We start from the raw sequence: 22361 nt of genomic DNA on the forward strand, positions 1-22361 counted from the left end.
ATCACCGGGGGAAGGGGATCGGGATGGCCTTGCCCGCGGTGACGAAGCGGATCTCCGAGATGTAGAGGCGGAGGTCGGAGGGCCGGATCTCGCCGACCTTCGCGGAGGAGGAGACCCGGACGAGGTATCCGGCGCCCGGCGGCATCCACTGGTCCTCGCCGTCGATCTCCGGCTGCTGGGAGGTGCCGAGGTAGCCGACGACCTCGGTGATCGTCTGGACGCCGCAGAGCCCGGCGGGGACGGTGCGGTTGGCCGCGCAGCGCTTGCCCGCCTCACCGGCGGTGGCCAGGTTCACGAAAAGGGAGCCGGGGGTCTCCAGGGGGGCCCGCTTGCCGCTGACATTGGTCAGCGTGTAGTCGGCGTAGGCCTCGCCGGTCGACTTGCGGGTGCCGGAGACGGCGGCGATCTTGTAGCGGAAGCCGTCGGGGGTGGTCAGGGAGACCACGGGGCCGGTCTTGGGGGTCTCGACGGCCCCGGCGTCGGCGCTCGTCGCGATGGGGGAGCTGGCGGAGGCGGGCTCCTCGCCTTCGCCGCGCAGCACGAAGACGGCTCCGGCTATGACGCCGATGCCGAGCACACCGGTCGCTACGGCCGCGAAGGCGTAGCGGCCGGAGGAGTTGTTCTGCTTACGGCGGCTGCCGGTGGCGCGGCGAGATCCAGACATGAAGGGACGTCCAAGGGGGTGATGTGCTGAGTGCCCGAAAAATTGCGTTGGCGCAGCTTAACGCATGTTTGGACGGTCCAATGCGACAATTGCTCATGTTTTACAGCGGAAGGCCACGCAGGGAGGCGTCGAGGATCTGCGCGGGGTGGGCGACCGAGATCTCCTCGCCCTTGCGGCGCAGGGCCGTCGCGATCTGGAGGGTGCAGCCGGGGTTGGCGGCCACCAGCCAGCGGGCGCCCGTCTTCTGGACGTTCGCGGCCTTGAGGTCGCCCAGTTCGTTCGCCGCCTCGGGCTGGAGGAGGTTGTAGGTGCCGGCCGAGCCGCAGCAGACGTCGGGGTCGGCGATCTCCTTCAGCTCCAGGCCGGGGATGCCGCGCAGGAGCTCGCGGGGCTGGGCGCGGATGCCCTGGGCATGGCCGAGGTGGCAGGCGTCGTGGTAGGCGACCGTGACGTCCAGGGGGTGGCGTTCGGCCCGCGGGCCCAGCTCGACCAGGTACTCGGTGAAGTCGCGGGTCTTGGCGGTCAGGGCCTCCGCGCGGCCCGCCCAGGCCGGGTCGTCGGCGAACAGGGCGGCGTACTCCTTCATCGCCGAGCCGCAGCCCGCGGAGTTCACCACGATGACGTCGACGGACTCGAACGCGATGATCGTCTTCTTGGCGAAGGCGCGGGCCTCGTCGCCGCGGCCCGAGTGCAGGGACAGGGCGCCGCAACAGCCCTGGCCCTTGGGCACGATGACGTCGCAGCCCTCCATCGCCAGCACCCGGGCGGTCGCCGAGTTGACCTGCGGGAAGAACTCGCGCTGGACGCAGCCGGTCAGCATGCCGACCGTGGCCCTGCGCTCACCCCTGGCGCTGATCTTCGCGGGGAGGCGGTAGGCGCGGCCGAGCGGCGGCGCGAGGCGTTCCATGGCCGCCAGGACCGGATGCAGGCGCTCCAGCGCGGGCCCGGCGATCCTGGACAGGCCGGACTTCTGGTAGGCGCGCAGCGGGCCGCGCAGGGCGCGCAGGCGGCGCGGGTAGGGGAAGACCGCGAAGATCGCCTCGCGGAGCGCCCTGTCCTGCGGGGGGCGGGCCTGCTCGACCTCCTCGCGGGTGTGCTCGATGAGCTTGTCGTACCGGACTCCGGACGGGCAGGACGTCACGCAGGCGAGGCAGCCCAGGCAGGCGTCGAAGTGGCCGGTCATCTCCGGGGTCAGCGGGGCGCCGTCGTGGTGCTGCTGCATCAGGTGGATGCGGCCGCGCGGGGAGTCCATCTCCTCGCCCCACAGCACGTAGGTGGGGCAGGTCGGCAGGCAGAAGCCGCAGTGGACGCAGTCGCCGAGCAGCTCGCCGAAGGCGTCCTTTCCGGCGTCGCCGGAGGCGTCGGGCAGGCCGTCGTGCTGGTGGGGATCGGGGCTCACTAGATTCCTCCGACGAAGCGGCCGGGCGACAGGCGGTGGGCGGGGTCGAACTGGTCCTTCACCCGGCGCATCAGCGGGAGCGCGGGGGAGGGGCCCCACAGGTCGACGGTGTCCCGGACGGCCTCGGGGGCGTATCTGACGATCGTCGGCCAGCGTTCGCGCAGCCGGGCGACCAGATCGGGGGCGGAGACGGCGAAGGCGCCGATCAGCCAGACGCCGCTGCCCGCCGAGCCCCGGACGCGCGCCCCGGCCAGCTCGAGGATCGCGGGCAGGTCGGTCGGCTTCGCGCGGACCTCGAGCAGGACCTCGCCCTTCGGATGGCGCAGCCACCAGTCCGGCGGGGTGTCGGAGACCTCGGTGCCGCGGCCCAGCAGGCGGACGGCCTCGGCGGCCCTGGCGTCGGCGGCGCTGCCCTCCAGCAGCGTGACCAGCGTGTCGGGGCCCTTCAGCTCGACGGCGCTCGGTACGAGATCGCTGTGCAGGATCCGCAGGACGTCGCGGAGCGGCTCCTTTGTCAGTGTCGTCACGTAGCGTCGTTGCTCGGGAACCGGATGCAGCCGGAAGGAGGCCGAGACGACGAGGCCGAGCGTGCCGAACGCGCCCGTGTAGAGCTTGCCGAGGTCGTAGCCCGCGACGTTCTTCACGACCTTGCCACCGGACTTGGTGATCGCCCCGTCAGCCCGGACGACCGTGATCCCGATCAGCAGGTCCCGCACCGTCCCGTAGAGGAGCCGCCGTGGCCCCGCCACCCCCGCGGAGATCACCCCGCCGACCGTCGAGCCGGGGCCGTCCGCCGCGCCGATCGGCACGTCCAGGGCGAGCTGCTGGTTCTCGCGTGCGAGCAGCGCCTGGAGATCGGCGACCGGCACGCCCGCCTCCACCGTCACCACGAGGTCTCCCGCGGCGTGTTCGACGATCCGGCCGAGGCGCCGTGTGTCGATCACCAGATCGCAGGCGCGGGGCGCGGCGCCCCAGTGGATCCTGGTGCCGTTGCCGCGCGGGACCACCGAGAGCCCCTGCTCGCCGGCCGCGCGCATCACGGCCGCCGCCTCGGCGACCGTGGACGGCTCGGCGACGTACCTGGGGCGCACCCCGAGGATCGCGTCGTCATCGGTGACCGGCCGTGAGTCGAGCATGCCTAACCCTCTCCGCTCATCAGTAGAGGTCGCCTTCCGCCGCCGGGGCCTCGGGAGCCGGGCGGTGGAAGGGCTCGTCCGCCTTGCGGACGCGCGGGACCTCCCCGCACAGCCGCGGGGTGGGGAAGATCTTGCCCGGGTTGCAGAGGCCGGGCGGATCGAACGCGCAGCGGACCATCTGCATGGTGTCGAGGTCGGTGTCGGTGAACATGCGGGGCATGTAGCGGGACTTGTCGACCCCTACCCCGTGCTCGCCGGTGATCGAGCCGCCGTGCTCGACGCACAGGTCGATGATGGCGCCCGACACCCTCTCGGCGCGCTCGCCCGCGCCCTCCTCCGCGTCGTCGAACAGCACCAGGGGGTGCAGGTTGCCGTCGCCCGCGTGGAAGACGTTGGCGACCCTGACCCCGGAGTCCTTCGACAGCCGGTCGATGCGGGCCAGGACCTGCGGGAGGGCGGTCCGGGGGATCACCCCGTCCTGGACGATGTAGGCGGGCGAGATCCGGCCGACCGCGGCGAACGCCGACTTGCGGCCCTTCCAGATGAGGGCGCGCTCGGCGTCCCCGGCGGCGACCCGCTGCTCGAAGGCGTGCCCGCACAGGGCCTGGACCTGCTCGAACTGGTGGGCCACCTCGGGTTCGGGGCCGTCCAGCTCGACGATCAGCACCGCTTCGGCCCCGGCCGGATAGCCGCAGGCCACGGCGGACTCGGCGGCCTCGATCGCCAGGGCGTCCATCATCTCGATCGCCGCGGGCACCACGCCCGCCCCGATGATCGCGCTGACGGCCTCGCCGGCCTCCTCGATGGAGTGGAACGCCGCCAGGAGCGTCTGGACGGCCTGCGGCGACCTCGTCAGCCGGACGGTGATCTTCGTGGTGATGCCCAGGGTGCCCTCGGCGCCGACGAAGGCGCCGAGCAGGTCGTAGCCGGGGCCGTCGTCGAGGGTGATGATCTCGCCGTCGGGGGTGACGACCTCGCAGGCCAGGACGTGGTTGGCGGTGAACCCGTACTTGAGGCAGTGGGCCCCGCCGGAGTTCTCCGCCACGTTCCCGCCGATCGAGCAGATCTGCTGGCTGGAGGGGTCGGGGGCGTAGTAGTAACCGTCGGACCTGACCGCCTTGGTGACGTCCAGGTTGATCACGCCGGGCTCGACCACGGCGCGCTGGTCGTCGAGGTCGATGGAGAGGATCCGCCGCATCCGGGACGTCACGATGAGCACCCCGTCGGTGCGCGGCAGCGCCCCGCCCGAAAGGCCCGTCCCGCTGCCCCGCGCCACGTACGGCACGCCCTCGGCCACGCACGCGCGGACCACGGCCGCCACGTGCTCGGCGCTCTCGGGCAGCACGACCAGCCCGGGGGCCGCCCGGTGGTAGGTGAGCCCGTCGCACTCGTAGGTCCGCAGCCGGGCGGGGTCGTCGATCACCGCCGCGTCGCCGAGGATCTCGCGGAACCGCACCGCGAGCCGTTCCAGCACGCGTCCCGCCGTCACCTGTCCCACGAACCCTCCTCAGCCGAACCCGACAGGACGCAGGACGCGCCGGGCCGCGACGGTCGTCCGCCCCGGCCCGGATGGTCCGGCCGCGGCGGAGGCGCCCGCCACGGCCCAAAATAGTCCGGCTACGGGAAGCGGACGTAGGCCGGGGTGGTGAGGAACTCGCTGTAGTCGTCGGCGAGCGTGACCTCCTTGAACAGGGCCACGGCCTCGTTGTAGCGGTCGCTGTTGTAGGCGTCGCCGAGCTCGTCCTGGATCTTGGCCAGCTCCTCGTCGAGGAGCGTGGAGACGAGCTCCTTGGTGACCGTGGTGCCGTCCGGCAGCTTGATGCCGTTGTAGATCCACTGCCAGACCTGGGAGCGGGAGATCTCGGCGGTGGCCGCGTCCTCCATCAGGTTGTGGATCGCGACGGCGCCGGAGCCGTTCAGCCAGGCGGCGAGGTAGCGGAGCGCGACGTCGATGTTGTTGCGCAGGCCGGCCTCGGTGATCTCGCCGGGGGTCTGGTCGATGGCGAGCAGGTCGGCGGCCGAGACGTTGACCTCCTCGCGCAGGCGGTCGCGCTGGTTCGGCTTGTCGCCCAGGACGCCGTCGAAGATCTCGCGGCAGACCGGGACGAGGTCGGGGTGGGCCACCCAGGAGCCGTCGAAGCCGTCGCCGGACTCGCGGGTCTTGTCGGCGCGGACCTTCTCGAACGCCACCTTGTTGATCTCCTCGTCCTTGCGGGAGGGGATGAACGCGGCCATGCCGCCGATGGCGTGCGCGCCGCGCTTGTGGCAGGTGCGGACGAGCAGCTCGGTGTAGGCGCGCAGGAACGGCGCGGTCATCGTGACGGCGTTGCGTTCGGGCAGCACGAACGAGGCGCCGCGCGAGCGGAACTTCTTGATCACGGAGAAGAGGTAGTCCCAGCGGCCCGCGTTGAGGCCCGCGGAGTGGTCGCGGAGCTCGAAGAGGATCTCCTCCATCTCGAACGCGGCCGGGATCGTCTCGATGAGGACGGTCGCGCGGATGGTGCCGCGCGGGATCTCGAGCTCGTCCTGGGCGAAGTTGAAGACGTCGTTCCAGAGGCGGGCCTCGAGGTGCGACTCCATCTTCGGCAGGTAGAAGTACGGTCCCTTGCCCTTGGCGAGCTGGCGGCGGGCGCTGTGGAAGAAGTACATGCCGAAGTCGAACAGCGAGCCCGACATCGCCTTGCCGTCGACCGTCAGGTGCTTCTCCTCCATGTGCCAGCCGCGCGGGCGGACGACGATGGTGGCGAGCTCCTCGTCGGGCTTGAGGGAGTAGGACTTGCCGGACTTCTCGTCGGTGAAGTCGATGGTGCGGTCGAGGGCGTCGCGCAGGCTGAGCTGGCCCTCGATCATGTTGTTCCACAGCGGGGTGTTGGCGTCCTCGAAGTCGGCCAGCCACACCTTCGCGCCGGAGTTCAGGGCGTTGATGGTCATCTTGCGGTCGGTCGGGCCCGTGATCTCGACACGCCGGTCCTCGAGACCGGGCGCCGGGGCGGCGACCTTCCAGGTGTCGTCCTGGCGGACCCCGGCGGTCTCGGGGAGGAAGTCCAGGGTGCCGCCGGCGGTCAGGGCGTCCTGCCGCTCGACGCGCGCGGCCAGGAGCTCGAGGCGGCGTGCGCCGAACTCGCGCTGGAGAGAGGCCACGAAGGCGAGGGCCTCGGGGGTCAGGATCTCGTCGAAACGCGGGTTGCTGGGTCCGCTGACCTCAACGCCCATGTCGGCTCCTAAATTTCGCCAGATGAAATACTACTTCTGAGTAATGAAAATATTAGCCGCCGGGGCCCGATCCCACAAAGCGGGGTACCCCCCAGGGGAGACCTGCCCGCGATTATTGGGATGAAGACCGCCGGGAGGGCGTGGCAGGCTAGGGGCGGCGGAAGAAGCCGCCGCTGAGAAGCGTTGTACGACGCAACGGACCCGCAGGAGGAACATGACCGAGTACGAAGACCTCGAAACCGCCGGCGAATACGACCTCGCCGAACGGCATGCGCTGCGCCGCGTGAGCGGACTGTCCACCGAGCTGGAGGACGTCACCGAGGTCGAGTACCGGTCACTGCGGCTCGAACGGGTCGTCCTGGTCGGTGTCTGGACCGAGGGCACGCAGACCCAGGCCGAGAACTCGATGCGCGAGCTGGCCCTGCTGGCCGAGACCGCGGGTTCCGAGGTGCTCGAGGGCCTGATGCAGCGGCGCGCCAAGGCCGATCCGGCGACCTACATCGGTTCCGGCAAGGCCGAGGAGCTGGCGGACGTCGTGCTGGCCACCGGCGCCGACACGATCATCGCCGACGGCGAGCTGGCCCCCTCGCAGCTGAGGACCCTGGAGGAGATCTGCAAGGTGAAGGTCATCGACCGCACCGCGCTGATCCTCGACATCTTCGCCCAGCACGCCAAGTCCCGCGAGGGCAAGGCTCAGGTCGAGCTGGCGCAGCTGCAGTACCTGCTGCCGCGCCTGCGCGGCTGGGGTGGCAACCTGTCCCGCCAGGTCGGCGGACGGGCGGCCGGCGGCGTCGGCATCGGTGGCCGCGGCCCCGGCGAGACCAAGATCGAGCTGGACCGGCGGCGGATCCGCACCCGGATGGCCAAGCTGCGCCGCCAGATCGCCGAGATGTCGAAGTCGCGCGAGACCAAGAGGTCGGCGCGGCGCTCACGCCAGGTGCCCTCCGTGGCGATCGCGGGCTACACCAACGCGGGCAAGTCGTCGCTGCTGAACCGGCTGACCGGCGCGGGCGTGCTGGTCGAGAACGCGCTGTTCGCGACCCTCGACCCGACCGTGCGCAGGGCCGAGACCCCGTCCGGGCGGCCGTTCACGCTGGCCGACACGGTCGGGTTCGTCCGTCATCTTCCGCACCAGCTGGTCGAGGCGTTCCGCTCGACGCTGGAGGAGGTGGGCGAGGCCGACCTCATCCTGCACGTCGTCGACGGCTCCGACCCCGACCCCGAGGCGCAGATCGCGGCCGTCCGGGAGGTGCTGTCGGAGGTGGACGCCGCGAACATCCCCGAGATCATCGTGATCAACAAGGCGGACGTCGCGGATCCGCTCGCGATCGGCAGGCTCCAGCGGGCCTTCAAGTCGAACGCGGTCGTCTCGGCGCACACCGGGGCCGGGATCGACGAGCTGATGGCGCTGGTCGAGGCCGCCCTGCCGCAGATGGACAGGGAAGTGCACGTGCTCCTGCCGTACGCGGAGGGTTCCCTGGTGGCGCGGATCCACGACGCGGGCGACGTCACCAAGACGACGCACCGCGAGGACGGCACCGAGCTGATCGCCCGGGTCCCGCTCGCGCTCGCGGCGGAACTCGAGCGCTTCGAGGTCGCCACGACGGCTCAGTGAGCCTTCCGGAGGGTCACTAAACGGCCACATCTCCATGGTTTCGCGCACGTAGCGGTCCCGGGACGTCTACATTCCGTAGGAACTTCTCGGGACCGTGCCACGTTCCGATGTCAAGAGGTTGTATGGCGGGCCTGACGTGCACTACCGTGACGAAACCGATATCTCCGGTCCCGTTGCTCCCGGTACTCATCCGAGTACTGGTACGTATCCGTCGCCCGGCACCCAGTCAGGGCGGCACCAGCGAGAGCAGGTGGCTCTTGACGTCCGGAAAACCCCTCCGACGGACGGTTCGGTGACACGACTATGACGGTTCGCCTGCTGACGAACATCGGACGCCTGTGGACGGGCACCGATGTCTGCAGCAACGCCGCCATTCTCATCCACAACGACCGCATCGTGTGGGCGGGACAGGCCTCCGACCTCCCCGCCAGCGTGCCCGGCGTCATCGACGACATCGTCGATGTCGACCATGTGGAGAACCTTGGCGGCGGGCTGGTCACCCCCGGTCTCATCGACGCCCACTCCCACCCCGTGTACGCGGGGAACCGGTGGGCGGAACTCGCCATGCGCACCTCCGGCGCGACCTCCCAGGAGATCGCCGCCGCGGGCGGAGGGATCGCCTCGACCGTCACGGTGACGCGCGGCACCGACCCGTGGACCCTGTGCAACGCGGTCCGTGAGCGGCTGCGCGCGTGGATCCTGAGCGGCACCACGACCGTCGAGGCCAAGACCGGCTACCACCTGACGCGCGATGGGGAGCTCGCCGACATCCGCATGCTGCGGTCGCTCGAGAACGAGCCCGCCATGCCGCGCATCCACGCCACCTTCATGGCCGCCAACGTGCTGCCGCCGGAGTACTTCGGCCGCCGCCGCGACTACGTCGAGGCCGTCCGGCAGTGGGCCGCCGACGCGGCCGCGGCCGGCGCCGACAGCATGGACGTGTCCTGCGAGGACGGCCACTTCACCCCGGACGAGGCGCGCGTGCTGCTGCACACCGCCCAGCGCGCCGGGCTGAAGGCCCGCATCCACGCCTGCGGCACGCAGGAGCGCACCAGTCCCGCCCAGGTCGCCGCCGAACTCGGCTGCGCCTCCGCCGACCTCCTCACCGAGGCCACGGAGGAGGACATCAAGGCGCTCGCCCACGCGGGCGTCGTCGCGACGGTCTGCCCCGGTTCGGCCCTGCGCAACGGGCGGTTCCCGCCGGTCCGCTCGATGCTCGACCGCGGCGTCACCGTCGCGCTCGGCACCGACCACAACCCGAGCGAGTGCGGCATCACCTCGATGCCGGTCGTCGTCGGCCTGGCCGTCGCGATGTTCAAGATGTCGGTGACCGAGGCCCTGCGCGCCGCCACCCTCGGCGGCGCCGCGGCCCTGCGCGTCTCCGACCGCGGCTCGCTGGCGCGCGGCATGTACGCCGACATCGTGCTGTGGGACGCCGACCACGAGGGCGCCTTCGCCTGGGCCCACGGCCTGCGGGCCCTCCGCGTCTGGCGCGGAGGCACTCCCGTCCAGCCGTAGTATTCACAGGATCTGCTGCGGCGTCCGGGGCTTCTGTCCGGGCGCCGCTCTTCTGTGTCAGCAAGTGTGGGTCTTTTTGGCCCTTTCGGAACTCGCATCGCACTGGTCACGTTGGTGTGATGAGCGGTTAACGGGGCAAAGGTACGGTTCAGTCATGGGTGTCGCGATAGTTACGGATTCATCCGCTTATCTGCCCCCTGATCTGGTGGCGGAGCACGGCATCGAAGTGGTGCCCCTGCACATCGTCATCGGCGGGTCGGTCCTGGACGACGGGGTGGACGTCACCGCCGAGGACGCCGCCAGGGCGCTCCGCGAGTGGCAGCCCGTCTCCACGTCGCGTCCGTCCCCGGAGCGGTTCGCCCATGCCTACAAGGTCGCGGCGGGCGGCGGGGCCGAGGCGATCGTGTCGGTGCACCTGTCCTCGGCGATGTCGGGCACGTTCGAGTGCGCCGTCCTCGCCGCGGAGACCGCCCCGGTGCCCGTCCATGTGATCGACAGCCGGACGCTCGGCATGGCCCTCGGCTTCTCGGCGCTGGCCGGGGCCGCGGCGGCCGCCGAGGGAGCGTCCGGGGAGCGGGTGGCGGAGATCGTCAGGGCACGGGCGCTCGGCAGCCACTCCCTGTTCTACGTGGACACCCTGGAGCATCTGCGCCGCGGCGGGCGGATCGGCGCCGCGGCCAACCTGCTGGGGTCGGCACTCATGGTCAAGCCGCTGCTGACGATCTCCGACGGCCGGATCATCCCGCTGGAGAAGGTCAGGACGGCGTCGCGGGCCCTGTCGCGGCTCGAGGAGCTCGTCGTCGAGCGGGCCTCAGGGGGCGAGGTCGATCTGGCCGTCCAGCACCTGGCGGCCGGATCCCGCGCCGAGACCCTCGCGGCACGGCTCAGGGACCGCGTCCCGGGCATCGGCTCACTGCACATCGGCGAGGTCGGGCCCGCGATCGGCGCCCATGTCGGCCCGGGCATGATCGGCGTGGCCGTCAGCCCCCGCTGACCTCGTCCGTCCCCGCCAGGGCCCGTTCGGCGATGACGCGCAGATGGGCGCGGACCCGCGCGGGGCCGAGGAGGGTGTAGCCGACCGGCAGGACCGGGATCCGGTGGGCGAGGTTCTCCGGCGAGTCGGGATGGGTGACGAGCAGGCAGCTGCGCTCGTCGACGGGTTCGAGGACTCCGAGCCAGCCGGGCACCAGCTCGGCCGCCCGCTCCAACGGCAGGTGCAGGAGCAGCCGCGCCCTGACGATCCCCTCGCGGCCCGACAGCCAGTGCCCGACCCAGGTGGCGGCGTCGACCCCGCCGGGCAGGGTGCGCTCGGCGACCCTGACCCCCGTGGGACGCAGCTCGCTGACGCGGTCGGCGCGGAAGGTCCGCCAGGCGTCGCGCCCCTCGTCGTAGGAGACCAGGTACCAGCGGCGTCCGACGCCGACGACCCGGTGCGGTTCCACGAGGCGCCGGGTGCCGGGGGAGCCGGGCGTGGTGTAGGTGAAGCGGATCTTCTCGTGGGTCGCGCAGGCCGCGGCGAGGGCGGCGAGCAGCTCGGGGTCCACGGCGGGCCCGCTGACGGGCGGGAGGCCGACGGCGGCCTGGGCCAGGGTGCGGACGCGGTGCCGCAGCCGGTGGGGGAGGACCTGCTCCAGCTTGGCCAGGGCGCGCAGGGACGTCTCCTCGATGCCGGTGACCGCCGAGGCCGCCGCCGAGCGGAGGCCGATCGCGATGGCCACGGCCTCGTCGTCGTCGAGCAGGAGCGGCGGCATGGCCGAACCGGCCGTCAGGCGGTAGCCGCCGGTGGCGCCCTGGGTGGCGTGGACGGGGTAGCCGAGCTCGCGCAGCCGGTCGACGTCGCGGCGGATGGTGCGCGGGGTGACGCCGAGACGGTCGCCCAGCTCGGTGCCGGACCAGTCACGCGGGGTCTGGAGCAAGGACAGCAGGCGGAGCAGGCGGCCGGAGGGATCTCGCATGACGTCGATTCTGCCCGTGAACTAGGACTTTGGATGACCTAATGGGCTCCTAGGGTGGGAGAGGTCAGCAACGAGAGGGAGCAGGAAATGTTCAGGGGATTCGCCACCGTCAACATCTGGGCCGACGACGTAGAGGCGGCCAGGAGCTGGTACGCCGAGCTGTTCGGAGTGGAGGCCTACTTCGAGCGTCCGGGACCGGACGGGCGGGTCGCCTACTGCGAGTTCCGCATCGGCGACCACCAGGCCGAGTTCGGCATCGTCTCCCGGGCGTTCGCACCGGAGGGAATGGCCGCCGAGGCGGGCGGCGCGGTCGTCCACTGGCACGTCGACGACCTCACGGGGACGCTCGAACGCCTTCAGGAGCTGGGTGCGAAGGAGTACATGCCGCGGATCGAGCGCGGGCCCGGCTTCGTCACGGCGGCGGTCGTCGATCCCTTCGGCAACGTCCTCGGGGTCATGCACAACGAGCACTACCTGCGGATCGTGAACGGCGAGACCGACTGAGCCGGGCTTTCCACAGAACGCGATTCGGGTCCCACGGCGGGCGCGGGACTCATTAGCTTCGGATGCATGACGACCGACGAGCCGTATGTCCGCCGCAGCCCCGACGAGCCTCCGGCCGCCTCTTTACGCTCCCCGCCGGTGGCTCCGTCCGAGAATGATCCGGTCCGCTGGGACGATCCGGTTCCGGCCGATCCGGGTTTTGGCGGGCGAGGTCCGGGCGGGCCGGGCTGGGCAGGCGGACCGGGCGGGTCCTGGAGCGAAGCCGAGGATCCCTGGACGGAGCCCGCCGCCTCCCTGCGCGCCGCCCCGTTGCCTCCCGCGGCCCTTCCCACCGTTGGCGCTGTGCGCGGCGCCCGCTCCCCGGGGCGCGGCGGCGGTGCGTCTTCGAGCTGGGAGGAGGACGTCGAGGACGCCGGGCCGTCGGAAGCGGGGAAGCCACGCCGCGCAGGGGCGCTTCCGCCCCGGCGCGCCCTCGCGGACGTGCTGGAGCGCTGGGATCCGGGCATCACCGGAGGCCGGGCCCTGGTCGTCGTGGGCCTTCTGGCGGCGATGGCCGCCGCGGTCCTGCTCTGGACGGCGCGCCCGAGAACCGACCCCGTCCCGGCCGCCGCCCCCGTCTCCGCCGCGATCGGCGTCCCCTCCACCCGCGCGGCCACCCCGACGCCGACCTCGTCGGTGGTCGTCCACGTGACGGGCAAGGTCCGGCGACCGGGCGTCGTCACCCTCCCTTCGGGCTCCCGTGTGGCCGAGGCACTGGCCGCGGCCGGCGGCCCACGGCCGGGAACGGAACTCGACACCCTGAACCTCGCCAGGAGACTCACCGACGGCGAGCAGATCACCGTCGGCGCGCCCCAGCCCCCGGCCCAGACGGCTCCGCAGTCCCCGGGCGCCGGCCCCGGCCCATCGGCCCCCCTCGACCTCAACACGGCGACCCTGGAACAGCTCCAAGAGCTCCCGGGCGTGGGCCCGGTCCTGGCCCAGCGCATCCTCGACCACCGCACCCAGCACGGCCCCTTCACCGATCCCTCCCAGCTCCGCGATGTCACGGGCATCGGTGAGCACCGCTACGCCGACCTCAAGCCCCGCGTCCGCGTCTGACAGGAGCACCATGCCCCCGCTGGAACCCGGTCTCCTCCCGCACGAAGACCTGGACACCCTCGACGCCCCCACTCCGAGGGACCTCCGCCTCATCCTCCCGGCCCTGACCTGCTGGCTGACCGCCTTCGTCCTGCTGCCCCTCCCCTCCGGAGCCGGTTTCCCCCTGGCCGGTGCCCTGGCGGCGGCCGCCGCGACCTGCCTCTTCCTGAGATCAGCCCTGGCCCCCCGACCCGGAAGGGCCGTTGCCCCCACCCCGGCCGAGACCTCCCTCCGCCCCCTCCTGGGCCTCGCCGGAGTCCTGCTGGCCCTGGCATCGGTGACCGCACTGGCCACCTCGCTGCGCGTCCACGCCGTCGAGTCCAGCCCCCTCCGCGCAGCCGCCACCAAGAGCGCCGTGGTCACCCTGGAGGCCGTCGCCGCGGGCCGCCCGGAGCCCAAGCGCCGGGGCACCCTCCTGCTCAAGGCCACCGCCCAGCATGTCGCATGGCCCGGCCACGCCTACCGCCTCCACACCCCCGTCCTCCTGATCGGCCGCACCTCCGCTCCGCCACCGCGGCCGGACGCGCCGGGGGCGCGGCAGGGCGGGCAGGCGGATAGATCAGGGTGGGGTGAGGTCGGGGCGGGAGTGCGGATCCGGGTGGTGGGAAGGGCGGTGGTGCCGGGCGCGGGGGAGCTGCTCGGAGGCGTGGTCGTGGTGCGGGGAACGCCCGAGGTCGTGGGGGAGGAGGGCTGGTGGGGACGGGTGGTCAGGGGCGTGCGCGGGGACTTCTGGACGGTCGTGAGGGGGCTCGAGCCGGAGCGGCGGGGAGTACTGGTCGGGATGGTGGTGGGGGACAAGTCGGGGCTCGAACCGGGGGTCGAGGAGGAGTTCCGGGCGTCGGGGCTGCTGCACTGCATGGTGGTGAGCGGGGCGAATCTGGCGATCCTGACGGTGGCGGTGCTGTTCGGGTGCAGGTGGCTCGGGGTGGGGAACCGGTGGGGCGCGATCGTCGCGGGCGTCGTGATGGCCGGATTCGTGGGCGTGGTGGGGGCCGAGCCGAGCGTGCTGAGGGCGGCGGTCATGGGAACGATCGGGCTGCTCGCGGTGCTGCTCGGACGGGAGCGGCAGGGGCTCGCGGCCCTGGCGGCCGCCGTCGTGCTGCTGGTGTGGGCCGACCCCGGGCTCGCGCGGAGCTACGGATTCGTGCTGTCGGTCGTGGCCTCCGGTGGGCTGCTGGTGATCGCGCCGAGGGTCCGGGCCGCGCTGGAACGGCGTGGGGCGTCCCGCCGGGTGGCCGAATGCCTCGCGGTGCCGATCGCGGCGCAGGTCGCGGTGGCGCCGGTCCTGGTTCTGCTGTCGGGCGAGGTCAACCTGGTGGCGATCCCGGCGAACGTGCTCGCCGAGCCCGCCATCGTGGTCGCGACGGTCCTCGGCTGTGGAGCGGCGTTCCTGTCCCCGGTGGCACCGGGCCCCGCGTCGTACCTGGCCGACGCGGCCGGATTCGCGGTCGGCTGGGTGATCTCCGTCGCGAGGACGGCGTCCTCCGTCCCCCACGGCTCGATCCCCTGGCGCCAGAGTCTCGCGGGATCGGCCGCCCTGATCACGATCTGCGTGGCCGGCGCGTTCGCCCTGCGCCACTCCGGCCTCCGCCGCATCACCGCGGCGATCGCGGCCGGAACCCTCATCGCGGCCGCGCTGATCTACCGCCTCCAGCCAGGATGGCCACCGCCGGGCTGGCGCTTCGTGGCGTGTGACGTCGGCCAGGGCGACGCACTGGTGCTGTGGGCCGCCCCCCACCAGGCGGTGGTCGTCGACGCGGGCCCGGACCCGGTGGCGGTCGACCGTTGCCTGCGATCCCTGTCGATCCACGCGGTGCCCTTGCTGGTCCTGTCCCATCCGCACGCCGATCACATCGCCGGAGTGCCCGGTGTGGCCAGGCGCCGCACCGTCGGCACCGTCGCGGTCAGCCCGTTCAGCGCCCGCACCGCCGAGTCCCGCTCCCTCACCGCGGCCCGCCTGAAAGCGATCCCGCAGGCCGCCGCCCGAGGCGACCGCTGGCGCATCGGCGCCCTGGACCTCGAAGTGATCGGCCCCCTGGGCGGCACCGAGGTGAGAGAGGGCGACTCAGGCGACGCCGTCAACGACATCAGCCTCGTCCTGGTCGCCCGATGGCCGGGCCTGTCGGCCCTCCTCCCCGGCGACATCGAGGAGACCACCCAGGAGGCCCTACGCGACCACGTCCCCCACGTCGACGTCCTGAAGGTCCCCCATCACGGCAGCGCCCGCCAGGACCCGGCCTTCCTCACCGCCCCCCACCCCCGCCTCGCCGTGATCTCGGTAGGCGCCGACAACGACTACGGCCACCCCTCCACCCGAGCCCTCACCCTCCTCCACCCCACCCGAACCCTCCGCACCGACCGTTCCGGCGACATAGCCATCACCGCCCCCACCCTCACCATCACCACCCACCGCCCATGACCGCCCTCACCCGCGCACCTGTGTTCGTGCCCGGGCTCGCGGTCGAGTTGCGCCGGCCTCCGGACTTCTCCCTGGGCCCGCGGCGGTTGCCGGGGAGGTGGGCTGGGGGTGGGCGGTCGATTGTCGGGTGGGGGGTGGGCGGGCGTGGGATGCTGGGGGGGTGGATGCCGTGACGTTGGTCGTGGGGGATGAGGAGCTGCTTGTCGAGAGGGCGATCGGGGAGATCGTCCGGGAGTCTCGGCGGGGGGATCCGGATACCGAGGTCGTGGAGCTGGTGCCTTCGGGGCTCGAGGTGGGGCGGCTGGTGGAGCTGACGTCGCCCTCGCTGTTCGGGGGCGGGAAGGTCCTGGTGCTGCGGAGTGCGCAGGACCTGGGAAAGGACCTGGCGGCCGAGGTCACGAAGTACGTGAAGGCGCCGGCGGATGACATCACGTTCGTGCTGGTGCATGCGGGCGGGGTCAAGGGCAAGGCGCTGGCGGAGGCCTGGGGGAAGGCCGCGGGGGTTCGGAAGATCTCGTGTCCGAAGGTCACCAAGGCGGGGGAGCGGCTGGACTTTCTCAAGGGGGAGGTCCGGCGGCAAGGGGGGACGATCAGCGTCGCGGCGGCGCAGCAGCTTCTCGAGGCGATCGGAAACGATCTTCGCGAGATCGCGGGGGCGTGCAGCCAGCTGGTCTCCGATACCGGGGGCAAGATCGATGATGCGGCCGTCGCGCGGTATCACCGGGGGAAGGCCGAGGTCAGCGGCTTCAACGTCGCCGACCTTGTCATCGAGGGGAAGCTGGGGGAGGCGCTGGAGCAGCTCCGGTGGGCGCTGGACACCGGGGTCGCCGCCGTTCTGATCAACAGCGCGCTGGCGCAGGGGGTGCGCGGGCTGGCCAAGGTTCAGGGCGCGCGCGGCAACGGGTTCGCGCTCGCCAAGCAGCTCGGTATGCCGCCCTGGAAGATCGATCGGCTGCAGAAGCAGGTCCGGGGATGGTCTCCGGACGGCATCGCCCGTGCCCTCACGGTGGTCGCCGATGCCGATGAGGCCGTGAAGGGGGGCGCCGCCGACGCCTCCTACGCGCTCGAAAAGGCCGTCAAGGAGATCGTCACCGCCCGCTCCATGCGCTGAGAGCGCCCCCTCTGGACGCCGGCGCTCCTTCCGGAGACCGCCGCCCGGGTGCCGTCGTCTCGAAGTGCGGGTCACGTGATCGTGAATCGGGTTGCGGGGGAATGGCGGGGTGGGCAGGGTGGGGGGCATGGGTGAGGCGAGGCTGGGCGTGGATCTGGGACGGGTGGTCGTCGGGGCCAATCGGGACGCTCGGGGGCGGGTGTTCCTCGATGATCCGACGAAGATGCCCCTGATCGAGGGGGCCTTCGAGGTGCTGCCACGCCTCGTGGAACGGTTCAAGGGGCAGGCCTGGGTGATCTCGCGGATCAGCGAGGAGGGCGAACCCATGTCGCTGGCCTGGCTGGAGTACCACGACTTCTACGGCCGTACCGGGATCTCACGGGACCGGATCCGCTACTGCAGGCTCCGCGAGGAGAAGGCCCTCCACTGCGCGGAGCTCGGGATCACACACATGATCGACGATCGGATGGACGTGCACCGCGCCATCCGCGACATCGTGCCCAACCGCTACCTGTTCGGCCCGCAGGAGGAGCCAGGCCCCGACTGGGTGACCCCGGCCCTGACCTGGGCAGACGTCGAAAGGGTGATCGGCTACCCCTGACCACACCACCACCCCGGCCGCCAGGACGACGGCCGTCACGACAGCAGACGTTGTAGACGCCGAACATGCGCCCTCGAACCAGCGAACGCCGCGATGGCGCGGCGGCGTGTGGCGCGGCGGCGCGTGGCGCGGCGGCGCGTGGCGCGGCGGCGGCGTGTGCCGCGATGGTTTGTGCCGCGATGGTTTGTGGTGCGATGCGTCTGGCGCGACGGCGGCGTGGCCGCCGCGGCGAGTGCTGCGTTCGCGTGTGGCGCGGCGGTGGGTGAGTTTGCGGTGCGGGCGTGCGGCAGCGGGTGCCGTGCGTCGTGATGACGGGTGTCGTGACGGTGGGAGTGCGGTGCGGCGGCGGGGGAGGGGCTCAGGAGAGGTAGGGCGGGGGGACTTCGGGGGTGAGCCAGACGCCGTTGGTGCTGACGCGGAACTCGTGGCCGTCGTCGGCCATGCGTTGGGCGTCGATGACGAGGATGACGGGCTTGCCGCGGCGGGCGCCGACCGCGCGGGCCGTCTCGACGTCGGGGGACAGGTGGACGTCGTGGCGGTTCATCGGGCGCAGGCCCTCGGCGCGGATCGCGGGGAGGGCGGCGGCGACGGTGCCGTGGTAGAGCAGCGGCGGCGGGGCCGTGACGGGCAGCGCCAGGTCGACCGGGACCGAGTGGCCCTGGTCGGCGCGGATCAGCAGGCCGTCCGCTGAGAAGGAGAAACGCCGCTTGTTGTTGGTGGCGACCACATGGCGGAGCTCGTCGAGGGAGATCGTCATCCCCCGGCTCCCGCAGGCCGCGAGGAGGTCGGCGACGGGGACCCAGCCCGCGTCGTCCAGGACCAGGCCGAGCCGTTCCGGTTCGTGCCTGAGGTGCTTGGAAAGGTACTTGGAGACCTTCACCACTTTCTTCTCATCCATGATGAGGAAAGGGTAGATCGGCTCCACGGCCTGCGGCATCCCAATAAAAAACGGGGCCGGGAGGAGATCCCGGCCCCGCTGGTGAAGCAGATGACTTACTTGCCGGCCTGGGCGGCCTGCTTGGCGATCGCGGACTTGCGGTTCGCGGCCTGGTTCTTGTGGATGACGCCCTTGGAGACGGCCTTGTCCAGCTTGCGGGTCGCGTTGCGCAGCGCGGCGGTGGTCGCCTCGGCGTCGGTACCGGCAGCGGCCTCGCGGAACTTGCGGATGGCGGACTTCAGCTCGCTCTTGACCGCCTTGTTGCGCAGGCGCGCCTTCTCGTTCTGCTTGTTCCGCTTGATCTGGGACTTGATGTTCGCCACGTGTGAAAGCCTCAAAGTATTCGACAGGTACGGATGGACGCGGAAGCCCGTGCAGCCGGTACGGACTTGCGGGCACGGAGACACTCGCGCCCACACGCAGTGAATCAGCTTACCAACACGCGGAAGCATTGCCGACCGGGACCGGAGCATCGGCCCGGACATGGGACCATGGTAGTTGGAAGATCTCCATGTCAACCCGGCAGAGAACAAGGATCCGCGTGCCGCCCGTACCGAAACACACCGACCCCGCGGTGATCCGCAATTTCTGCATCATCGCGCACATCGACCACGGGAAATCCACCCTGGCCGACCGGATGCTGCAGCTCACCGGGGTCGTCGACGACCGCTCCATGCGGGCCCAGTACCTGGACCGGATGGACATCGAGCGGGAACGCGGCATCACGATCAAGTCGCAGGCCGTGCGGCTGCCCTGGAAAGACCATGTGCTGAACATGATCGACACCCCGGGGCACGTCGACTTCTCCTACGAGGTCTCGCGAAGCCTGGCCGCCTGCGAGGGCGCGATCCTGCTGGTCGACGCCGCCCAGGGGATCGAGGCGCAGACGCTCGCCAACCTGTACATGGCGATCGAGGCCGACCTCCACATCATCCCGGTGCTGAACAAGATCGACCTGCCCGCGGCGCAGCCCGAGAAGGTCGCCGAGGAGATCGCGGGGATCATCGGGTGCGACCCCGAGACGGTCCTGCGGGTCTCCGGCAAGACCGGCGTCGGCGTGGCCGAGCTGCTGGACAAGGTCGTCGCGGAGGTTCCGGCGCCGGTCGGGAACGCCGACGCCCCCGCCCGCGCCCTGATCTTCGACTCGGTCTACGACACCTACCGGGGCGTCGTCACCTACATCCGGGTGGTCGACGGCCGGATCACGCGGCGCGAGAAGTCGCTGATGATGTCGACCGGGGCGGCGCACGAGACCCTCGAGATCGGCGTGATCTCGCCCGACCCGATCCCGATGGACAGCCTCGGCGTCGGCGAGGTCGGCTATCTGATCTCCGGGGTGAAGGACGTCCGGCAGGCGCGCGTCGGCGACACCGTCACGATGGCGTCCAAGCCGGCCCCCGAGGACCTCGGCGGGTACGAGGACCCGAAGCCGATGGTGTACTCCGGCCTCTACCCGATCGACGGAGACCAGTACCCCGAGCTCCGCGACGCCCTCGACAAGCTGCGCCTCAACGACGCCGCCCTGGTCTATGAGCCGGAGACCTCGCTGGCCCTGGGCTTCGGCTTCCGCTGCGGCTTCCTCGGCCTCCTCCACATGGAGATCGTCCGGGAGCGGCTCGAGCGCGAGTTCGGCCTCGCCCTGATCTCCACCGCCCCCAGCGTCATCTACCGGGTGATCATGGAGAGCGGCGCGGAGCACATCGTGACGAACCCGAGCGAGTACCCGTCCGAGGGCAAGATCTCCAAGGTCTTCGAGCCGGTGGTGCGGGCGACCGTCCTCACCCCGTCCGAGTTCATCGGGACGATCATGGAACTGTGCCAGGGCAGGCGCGGCATCCTGCTCGGCATGGACTACCTGTCCGAGGACCGGGTGGAGATCAAGTACACCCTGCCGCTCGGCGAGATCATCTTCGACTTCTTCGACCAGCTCAAGTCGCGGACCCGCGGCTACGCCTCGCTCGACTACGAGCCCCACGACGAGCTCGAGTCGCAGCTCGTCAAGGTCGACATCCTGCTCCAGGGCGAGTCCGTCGACGCCTTCAGCCAGATCGTCCACGCCGACAAGGCGCGCGAGTACGGCCTGATGATGACCACCAAGCTGAAGGAGCTCATCCCCAGGCAGCAGTACGAGGTGCCGATCCAGGCCGCCATCGGCGCCCGGGTGATCGCCCGCGAGAACATCCGCGCGATCCGCAAGGATGTCCTCGCCAAGTGCTACGGCGGTGACATCTCCCGCAAGCGCAAGCTGCTCGAGAAGCAGAAGGAGGGCAAGAAGAAGATGAAGACCATCGGCAGGGTCGAGGTTCCGCAGGAGGCCTTCGTCGCCGCCCTGTCCACCGGCTCCACCGCGGACAAGCCCAAGAAGTAGCGAGGATCACCGGTGAGCTGGACCCCGCCGCCCCCGCCCGAAGACCAGGACCCGCACGGACGTCCCGGCGGGCAGCCGCCCCATGGGCCGGGCTTCGACCCGTACGGCGGCCAAGGTGGATATCAGCCGGGCGGTTTCCGGCAGGGCGGATTCGGCGGGCCGCCGGTGAGCCCGTCGGAGGAGCGGACCTGGGGGATGCTGGCGCACCTCGGATCGCTGATCGCGATCTGCGTGCTCACGTTCTTCAACTTCGTGGTCCCGCTGGTGATCTACCTGATGTACAGGGACCGGTCGGCGTTCGTCCGGCACAACGCCGCCCAGGCCCTGAACCTGACGCTGACGGGCCTGGTCTACGGCGCCATCGGCGGGGTCGTCACGATCATCACCTGCGGGGTCGGCATCGTGCTGCTGCTGGCCCTGTTCGTCGCCCAGATCGTCTTCCTGATCATGGCGGCGACGGCGGCGAACCGCGGCGAGTGGTACCGCTACCCGCAGTGGATCGCCTATCCCCTGTTCACCTGACCTTGGGTTTCCCGTGAGCCCCTGCCCGGCAGGTATCCGATCATGGAAGAACTCGTGCCGGGCAACTCCCTGATCTGCGACTCTCCGCAGGAGGGCAGGGAACTGGCCATCACCCTGGCCCGTAAGTCGATCAAGGCCGTCCAGCCCGACTCCGAGGTCCTGAAGGCGGGCCGCCTCAAGTACGCCGACGACCCCGGCGCCCTCATCGACGCCGCCCACGTGGTCGCCATCGAGTTCGCGACGATCGCCGCCGCCAACCACTACTGGCGCGAGCCCGCCTGGAAGCGCGGCTACCGCCCGGACACCCGCGGCTGAGCGCCGCCGCGCCTATGACGCGGTTCACCTTGTACGCCGTACAGGAACGGGCTACATTCGGCGGATTCGTACGGTGTACTGGAGGCGGCTCATGCGTGTGCATCACCTCAACTGCGGCACGATGCGGCCCGGGTCGAAGAAGCTGATCAACGGCGAGGGCGGCCTGTTCGCCCGCGGCGAGATGGTCTGCCACTGCCTGCTGATCGAGACCGGCTCCGACGGGCTGATCCTGGTCGACACCGGGATCGGCCGCGCGGCGGTGGAGCGGCCCGGTGAGATCCTCGGCAGGAGCTTCACGGCGAGCACGCGTCCCGCGCTGCGGACCGAGGAGACCGCGCACGCCCAGGTCCTGGCCAGGGGATTCGATCCCGCCGAGGTCCGGCACATCGTCGTCACCCATCTGGACCTCGACCACGCGGGCGGGCTCGCGGACTTCCCGCAGGCCCAGGTGCACGTCCACGCCCCTGAGCACGCCGCGGCGACGAACCCGGGCACCGCGCTGGAGAAGTCCCGCTACCGGGCCGTGGAGTGGTCGCACGGGCCGGACTGGCGGCTGCACGACCTCGCCGCGGGCGGTGACGACTGGTTCGGGTTCGCCTCGGTCCGCGAACTGCCCGGCGGGCTCGTGCTGATCCCGCTGTACGGGCACACGCGCGGGCACGTGGGCGTCGCGGTCGACACCGGCGACGGCTGGCTGCTGCACGCGGGCGACTCCTACTTCTTCCACGGCGAGGTCGACCCCGTGAAGCCGCACAGCACCCCCGGTCTGCGGCTGTTCCAGACGGTCGTCCAGGTCGACGGCAAGGCCCGCCACGCCAACCAGCGCCGGCTGCACGAGCTCGCCGCCGCGCACGGCAAGGAGGTCACGATCTTCTCCGCCCACGACCCGAAGGAGTTCCGCGCCCTGGCCTCGGGATGAACGGGAGGGGTGAGCAGCGGGGTGAGCG

Annotated in this window: 20 protein-coding genes; 12 read left to right on the forward strand and 8 right to left on the reverse strand. The window is 71.3% G+C overall.

The features are described 5' to 3' along the window. Position 1: 1 nt before the first annotated feature. The 5 genes from ABD785_RS34020 to aceB form a co-directional block, all read right to left on the reverse strand. Entirely contained in the window at positions 2-664 is a 663-nt protein-coding gene (locus ABD785_RS34020) for a hypothetical protein (RefSeq protein ID WP_344836712.1), read from the reverse strand. A 100-nt stretch (positions 665-764) separates the two neighbouring features. Further along, positions 765-2033, reverse strand: a complete 1269-nt coding sequence (locus ABD785_RS34025) for a (Fe-S)-binding protein (protein ID WP_344836852.1) — start codon at positions 2031-2033, stop codon at positions 765-767. A 29-nt stretch (positions 2034-2062) separates the two neighbouring features. Then, positions 2063-3199, reverse strand: a complete 1137-nt coding sequence (locus ABD785_RS34030; RefSeq protein ID WP_344836715.1) for an FAD-binding oxidoreductase — start codon at positions 3197-3199, stop codon at positions 2063-2065. Between the two features lie 19 nt (positions 3200-3218). After that, entirely contained in the window at positions 3219-4697 is a 1479-nt protein-coding gene (locus ABD785_RS34035) for an FAD-linked oxidase C-terminal domain-containing protein (RefSeq protein ID WP_344836718.1), read from the reverse strand. Positions 4698-4816: 119 nt separating this feature from the next. After that, entirely contained in the window at positions 4817-6412 is a 1596-nt protein-coding gene (gene aceB / locus ABD785_RS34040; RefSeq protein ID WP_344836720.1) for a malate synthase A, read from the reverse strand. A gap of 214 nt (positions 6413-6626) precedes the next feature. On the opposite strand from aceB, the gene hflX reads away from it, so the two are divergent. From hflX to ABD785_RS34055, 3 genes are all read left to right on the forward strand, one after another. Next, the gene (hflX, locus tag ABD785_RS34045; RefSeq protein WP_344836723.1) at positions 6627-8027 is read left to right on the forward strand and encodes a GTPase HflX; all 1401 of its coding nucleotides are present in this window, start codon (positions 6627-6629) and stop codon (positions 8025-8027) included. A 303-nt stretch (positions 8028-8330) separates the two neighbouring features. Further along, positions 8331-9545: an imidazolonepropionase gene (hutI, locus tag ABD785_RS34050; RefSeq protein WP_344836726.1), complete on the forward strand. Its 1215-nt coding sequence runs from the start codon at positions 8331-8333 to the stop codon at positions 9543-9545. A 154-nt stretch (positions 9546-9699) separates the two neighbouring features. Then, entirely contained in the window at positions 9700-10539 is an 840-nt protein-coding gene (locus tag ABD785_RS34055; protein WP_344836727.1) for a DegV family protein, read from the forward strand. Here ABD785_RS34055 and ABD785_RS34060 read toward each other — a convergent pair. After that, entirely contained in the window at positions 10526-11500 is a 975-nt protein-coding gene (locus ABD785_RS34060; RefSeq protein ID WP_344836729.1) for a helix-turn-helix transcriptional regulator, read from the reverse strand. The genes ABD785_RS34055 and ABD785_RS34060 overlap by 14 nt on opposite strands. A gap of 87 nt (positions 11501-11587) precedes the next feature. Between ABD785_RS34060 and ABD785_RS34065 the strand changes: the two genes are divergently transcribed. The 5 genes from ABD785_RS34065 to ABD785_RS34085 all read left to right on the forward strand — a co-directional run bounded on the left by ABD785_RS34065 (position 11588) and on the right by ABD785_RS34085 (position 17272). Then, on the forward strand, positions 11588-12004 hold the full coding sequence (locus tag ABD785_RS34065) for a VOC family protein (RefSeq protein ID WP_344836731.1): 417 nt from the start codon (positions 11588-11590) through the stop codon (positions 12002-12004). Between the two features lie 66 nt (positions 12005-12070). Then, entirely contained in the window at positions 12071-13102 is a 1032-nt protein-coding gene (locus tag ABD785_RS34070; protein ID WP_344836734.1) for a ComEA family DNA-binding protein, read from the forward strand. A gap of 10 nt (positions 13103-13112) precedes the next feature. Further along, positions 13113-15560, forward strand: coding sequence for a ComEC/Rec2 family competence protein (locus ABD785_RS34075; RefSeq protein WP_344836737.1), 2448 nt, complete (start codon positions 13113-13115; stop codon positions 15558-15560). Positions 15561-15720: 160 nt separating this feature from the next. Further along, complete coding sequence (gene holA / locus ABD785_RS34080) at positions 15721-16671, forward strand: DNA polymerase III subunit delta (RefSeq protein WP_425547857.1); 951 nt, start codon at positions 15721-15723, stop codon at positions 16669-16671. 127 nt (positions 16672-16798) lie between these two features. Further along, the gene (locus ABD785_RS34085; protein WP_344836742.1) at positions 16799-17272 is read left to right on the forward strand and encodes a hypothetical protein; all 474 of its coding nucleotides are present in this window, start codon (positions 16799-16801) and stop codon (positions 17270-17272) included. Between the two features lie 358 nt (positions 17273-17630). On the opposite strand, the gene ABD785_RS34090 is transcribed toward ABD785_RS34085, so the two are convergent. Next, the gene (locus ABD785_RS34090; protein WP_344836743.1) at positions 17631-18170 is read right to left on the reverse strand and encodes an RNA 2'-phosphotransferase; all 540 of its coding nucleotides are present in this window, start codon (positions 18168-18170) and stop codon (positions 17631-17633) included. A 95-nt stretch (positions 18171-18265) separates the two neighbouring features. Beyond that, entirely contained in the window at positions 18266-18532 is a 267-nt protein-coding gene (gene rpsT / locus ABD785_RS34095; protein ID WP_344836746.1) for a 30S ribosomal protein S20, read from the reverse strand. Positions 18533-18720: 188 nt separating this feature from the next. Between rpsT and lepA the strand changes: the two genes are divergently transcribed. The 4 genes from lepA to ABD785_RS34115 all read left to right on the forward strand — a co-directional run bounded on the left by lepA (position 18721) and on the right by ABD785_RS34115 (position 22333). After that, positions 18721-20577: a translation elongation factor 4 gene (gene lepA / locus ABD785_RS34100; protein ID WP_344836749.1), complete on the forward strand. Its 1857-nt coding sequence runs from the start codon at positions 18721-18723 to the stop codon at positions 20575-20577. Positions 20578-20589: 12 nt separating this feature from the next. Further along, positions 20590-21099: a DUF4870 domain-containing protein gene (locus ABD785_RS34105; RefSeq protein WP_344836752.1), complete on the forward strand. Its 510-nt coding sequence runs from the start codon at positions 20590-20592 to the stop codon at positions 21097-21099. Between the two features lie 42 nt (positions 21100-21141). After that, positions 21142-21414 carry a hexameric tyrosine-coordinated heme protein gene (locus ABD785_RS34110; protein ID WP_344836754.1) on the forward strand — a complete coding sequence of 91 codons (273 nt, stop codon included), beginning with the start codon at positions 21142-21144 and terminating at the stop codon, positions 21412-21414. A 91-nt stretch (positions 21415-21505) separates the two neighbouring features. Further along, positions 21506-22333 carry an MBL fold metallo-hydrolase gene (locus ABD785_RS34115; protein WP_344836756.1) on the forward strand — a complete coding sequence of 276 codons (828 nt, stop codon included), beginning with the start codon at positions 21506-21508 and terminating at the stop codon, positions 22331-22333. Positions 22334-22361: the final 28 nt, after the last annotated feature.

This window comes from Actinocorallia longicatena (assembly GCF_039534125.1).
GTDB classification, from domain to species: Bacteria; Actinomycetota; Actinomycetes; order Streptosporangiales; family Streptosporangiaceae; genus Actinocorallia; species Actinocorallia longicatena.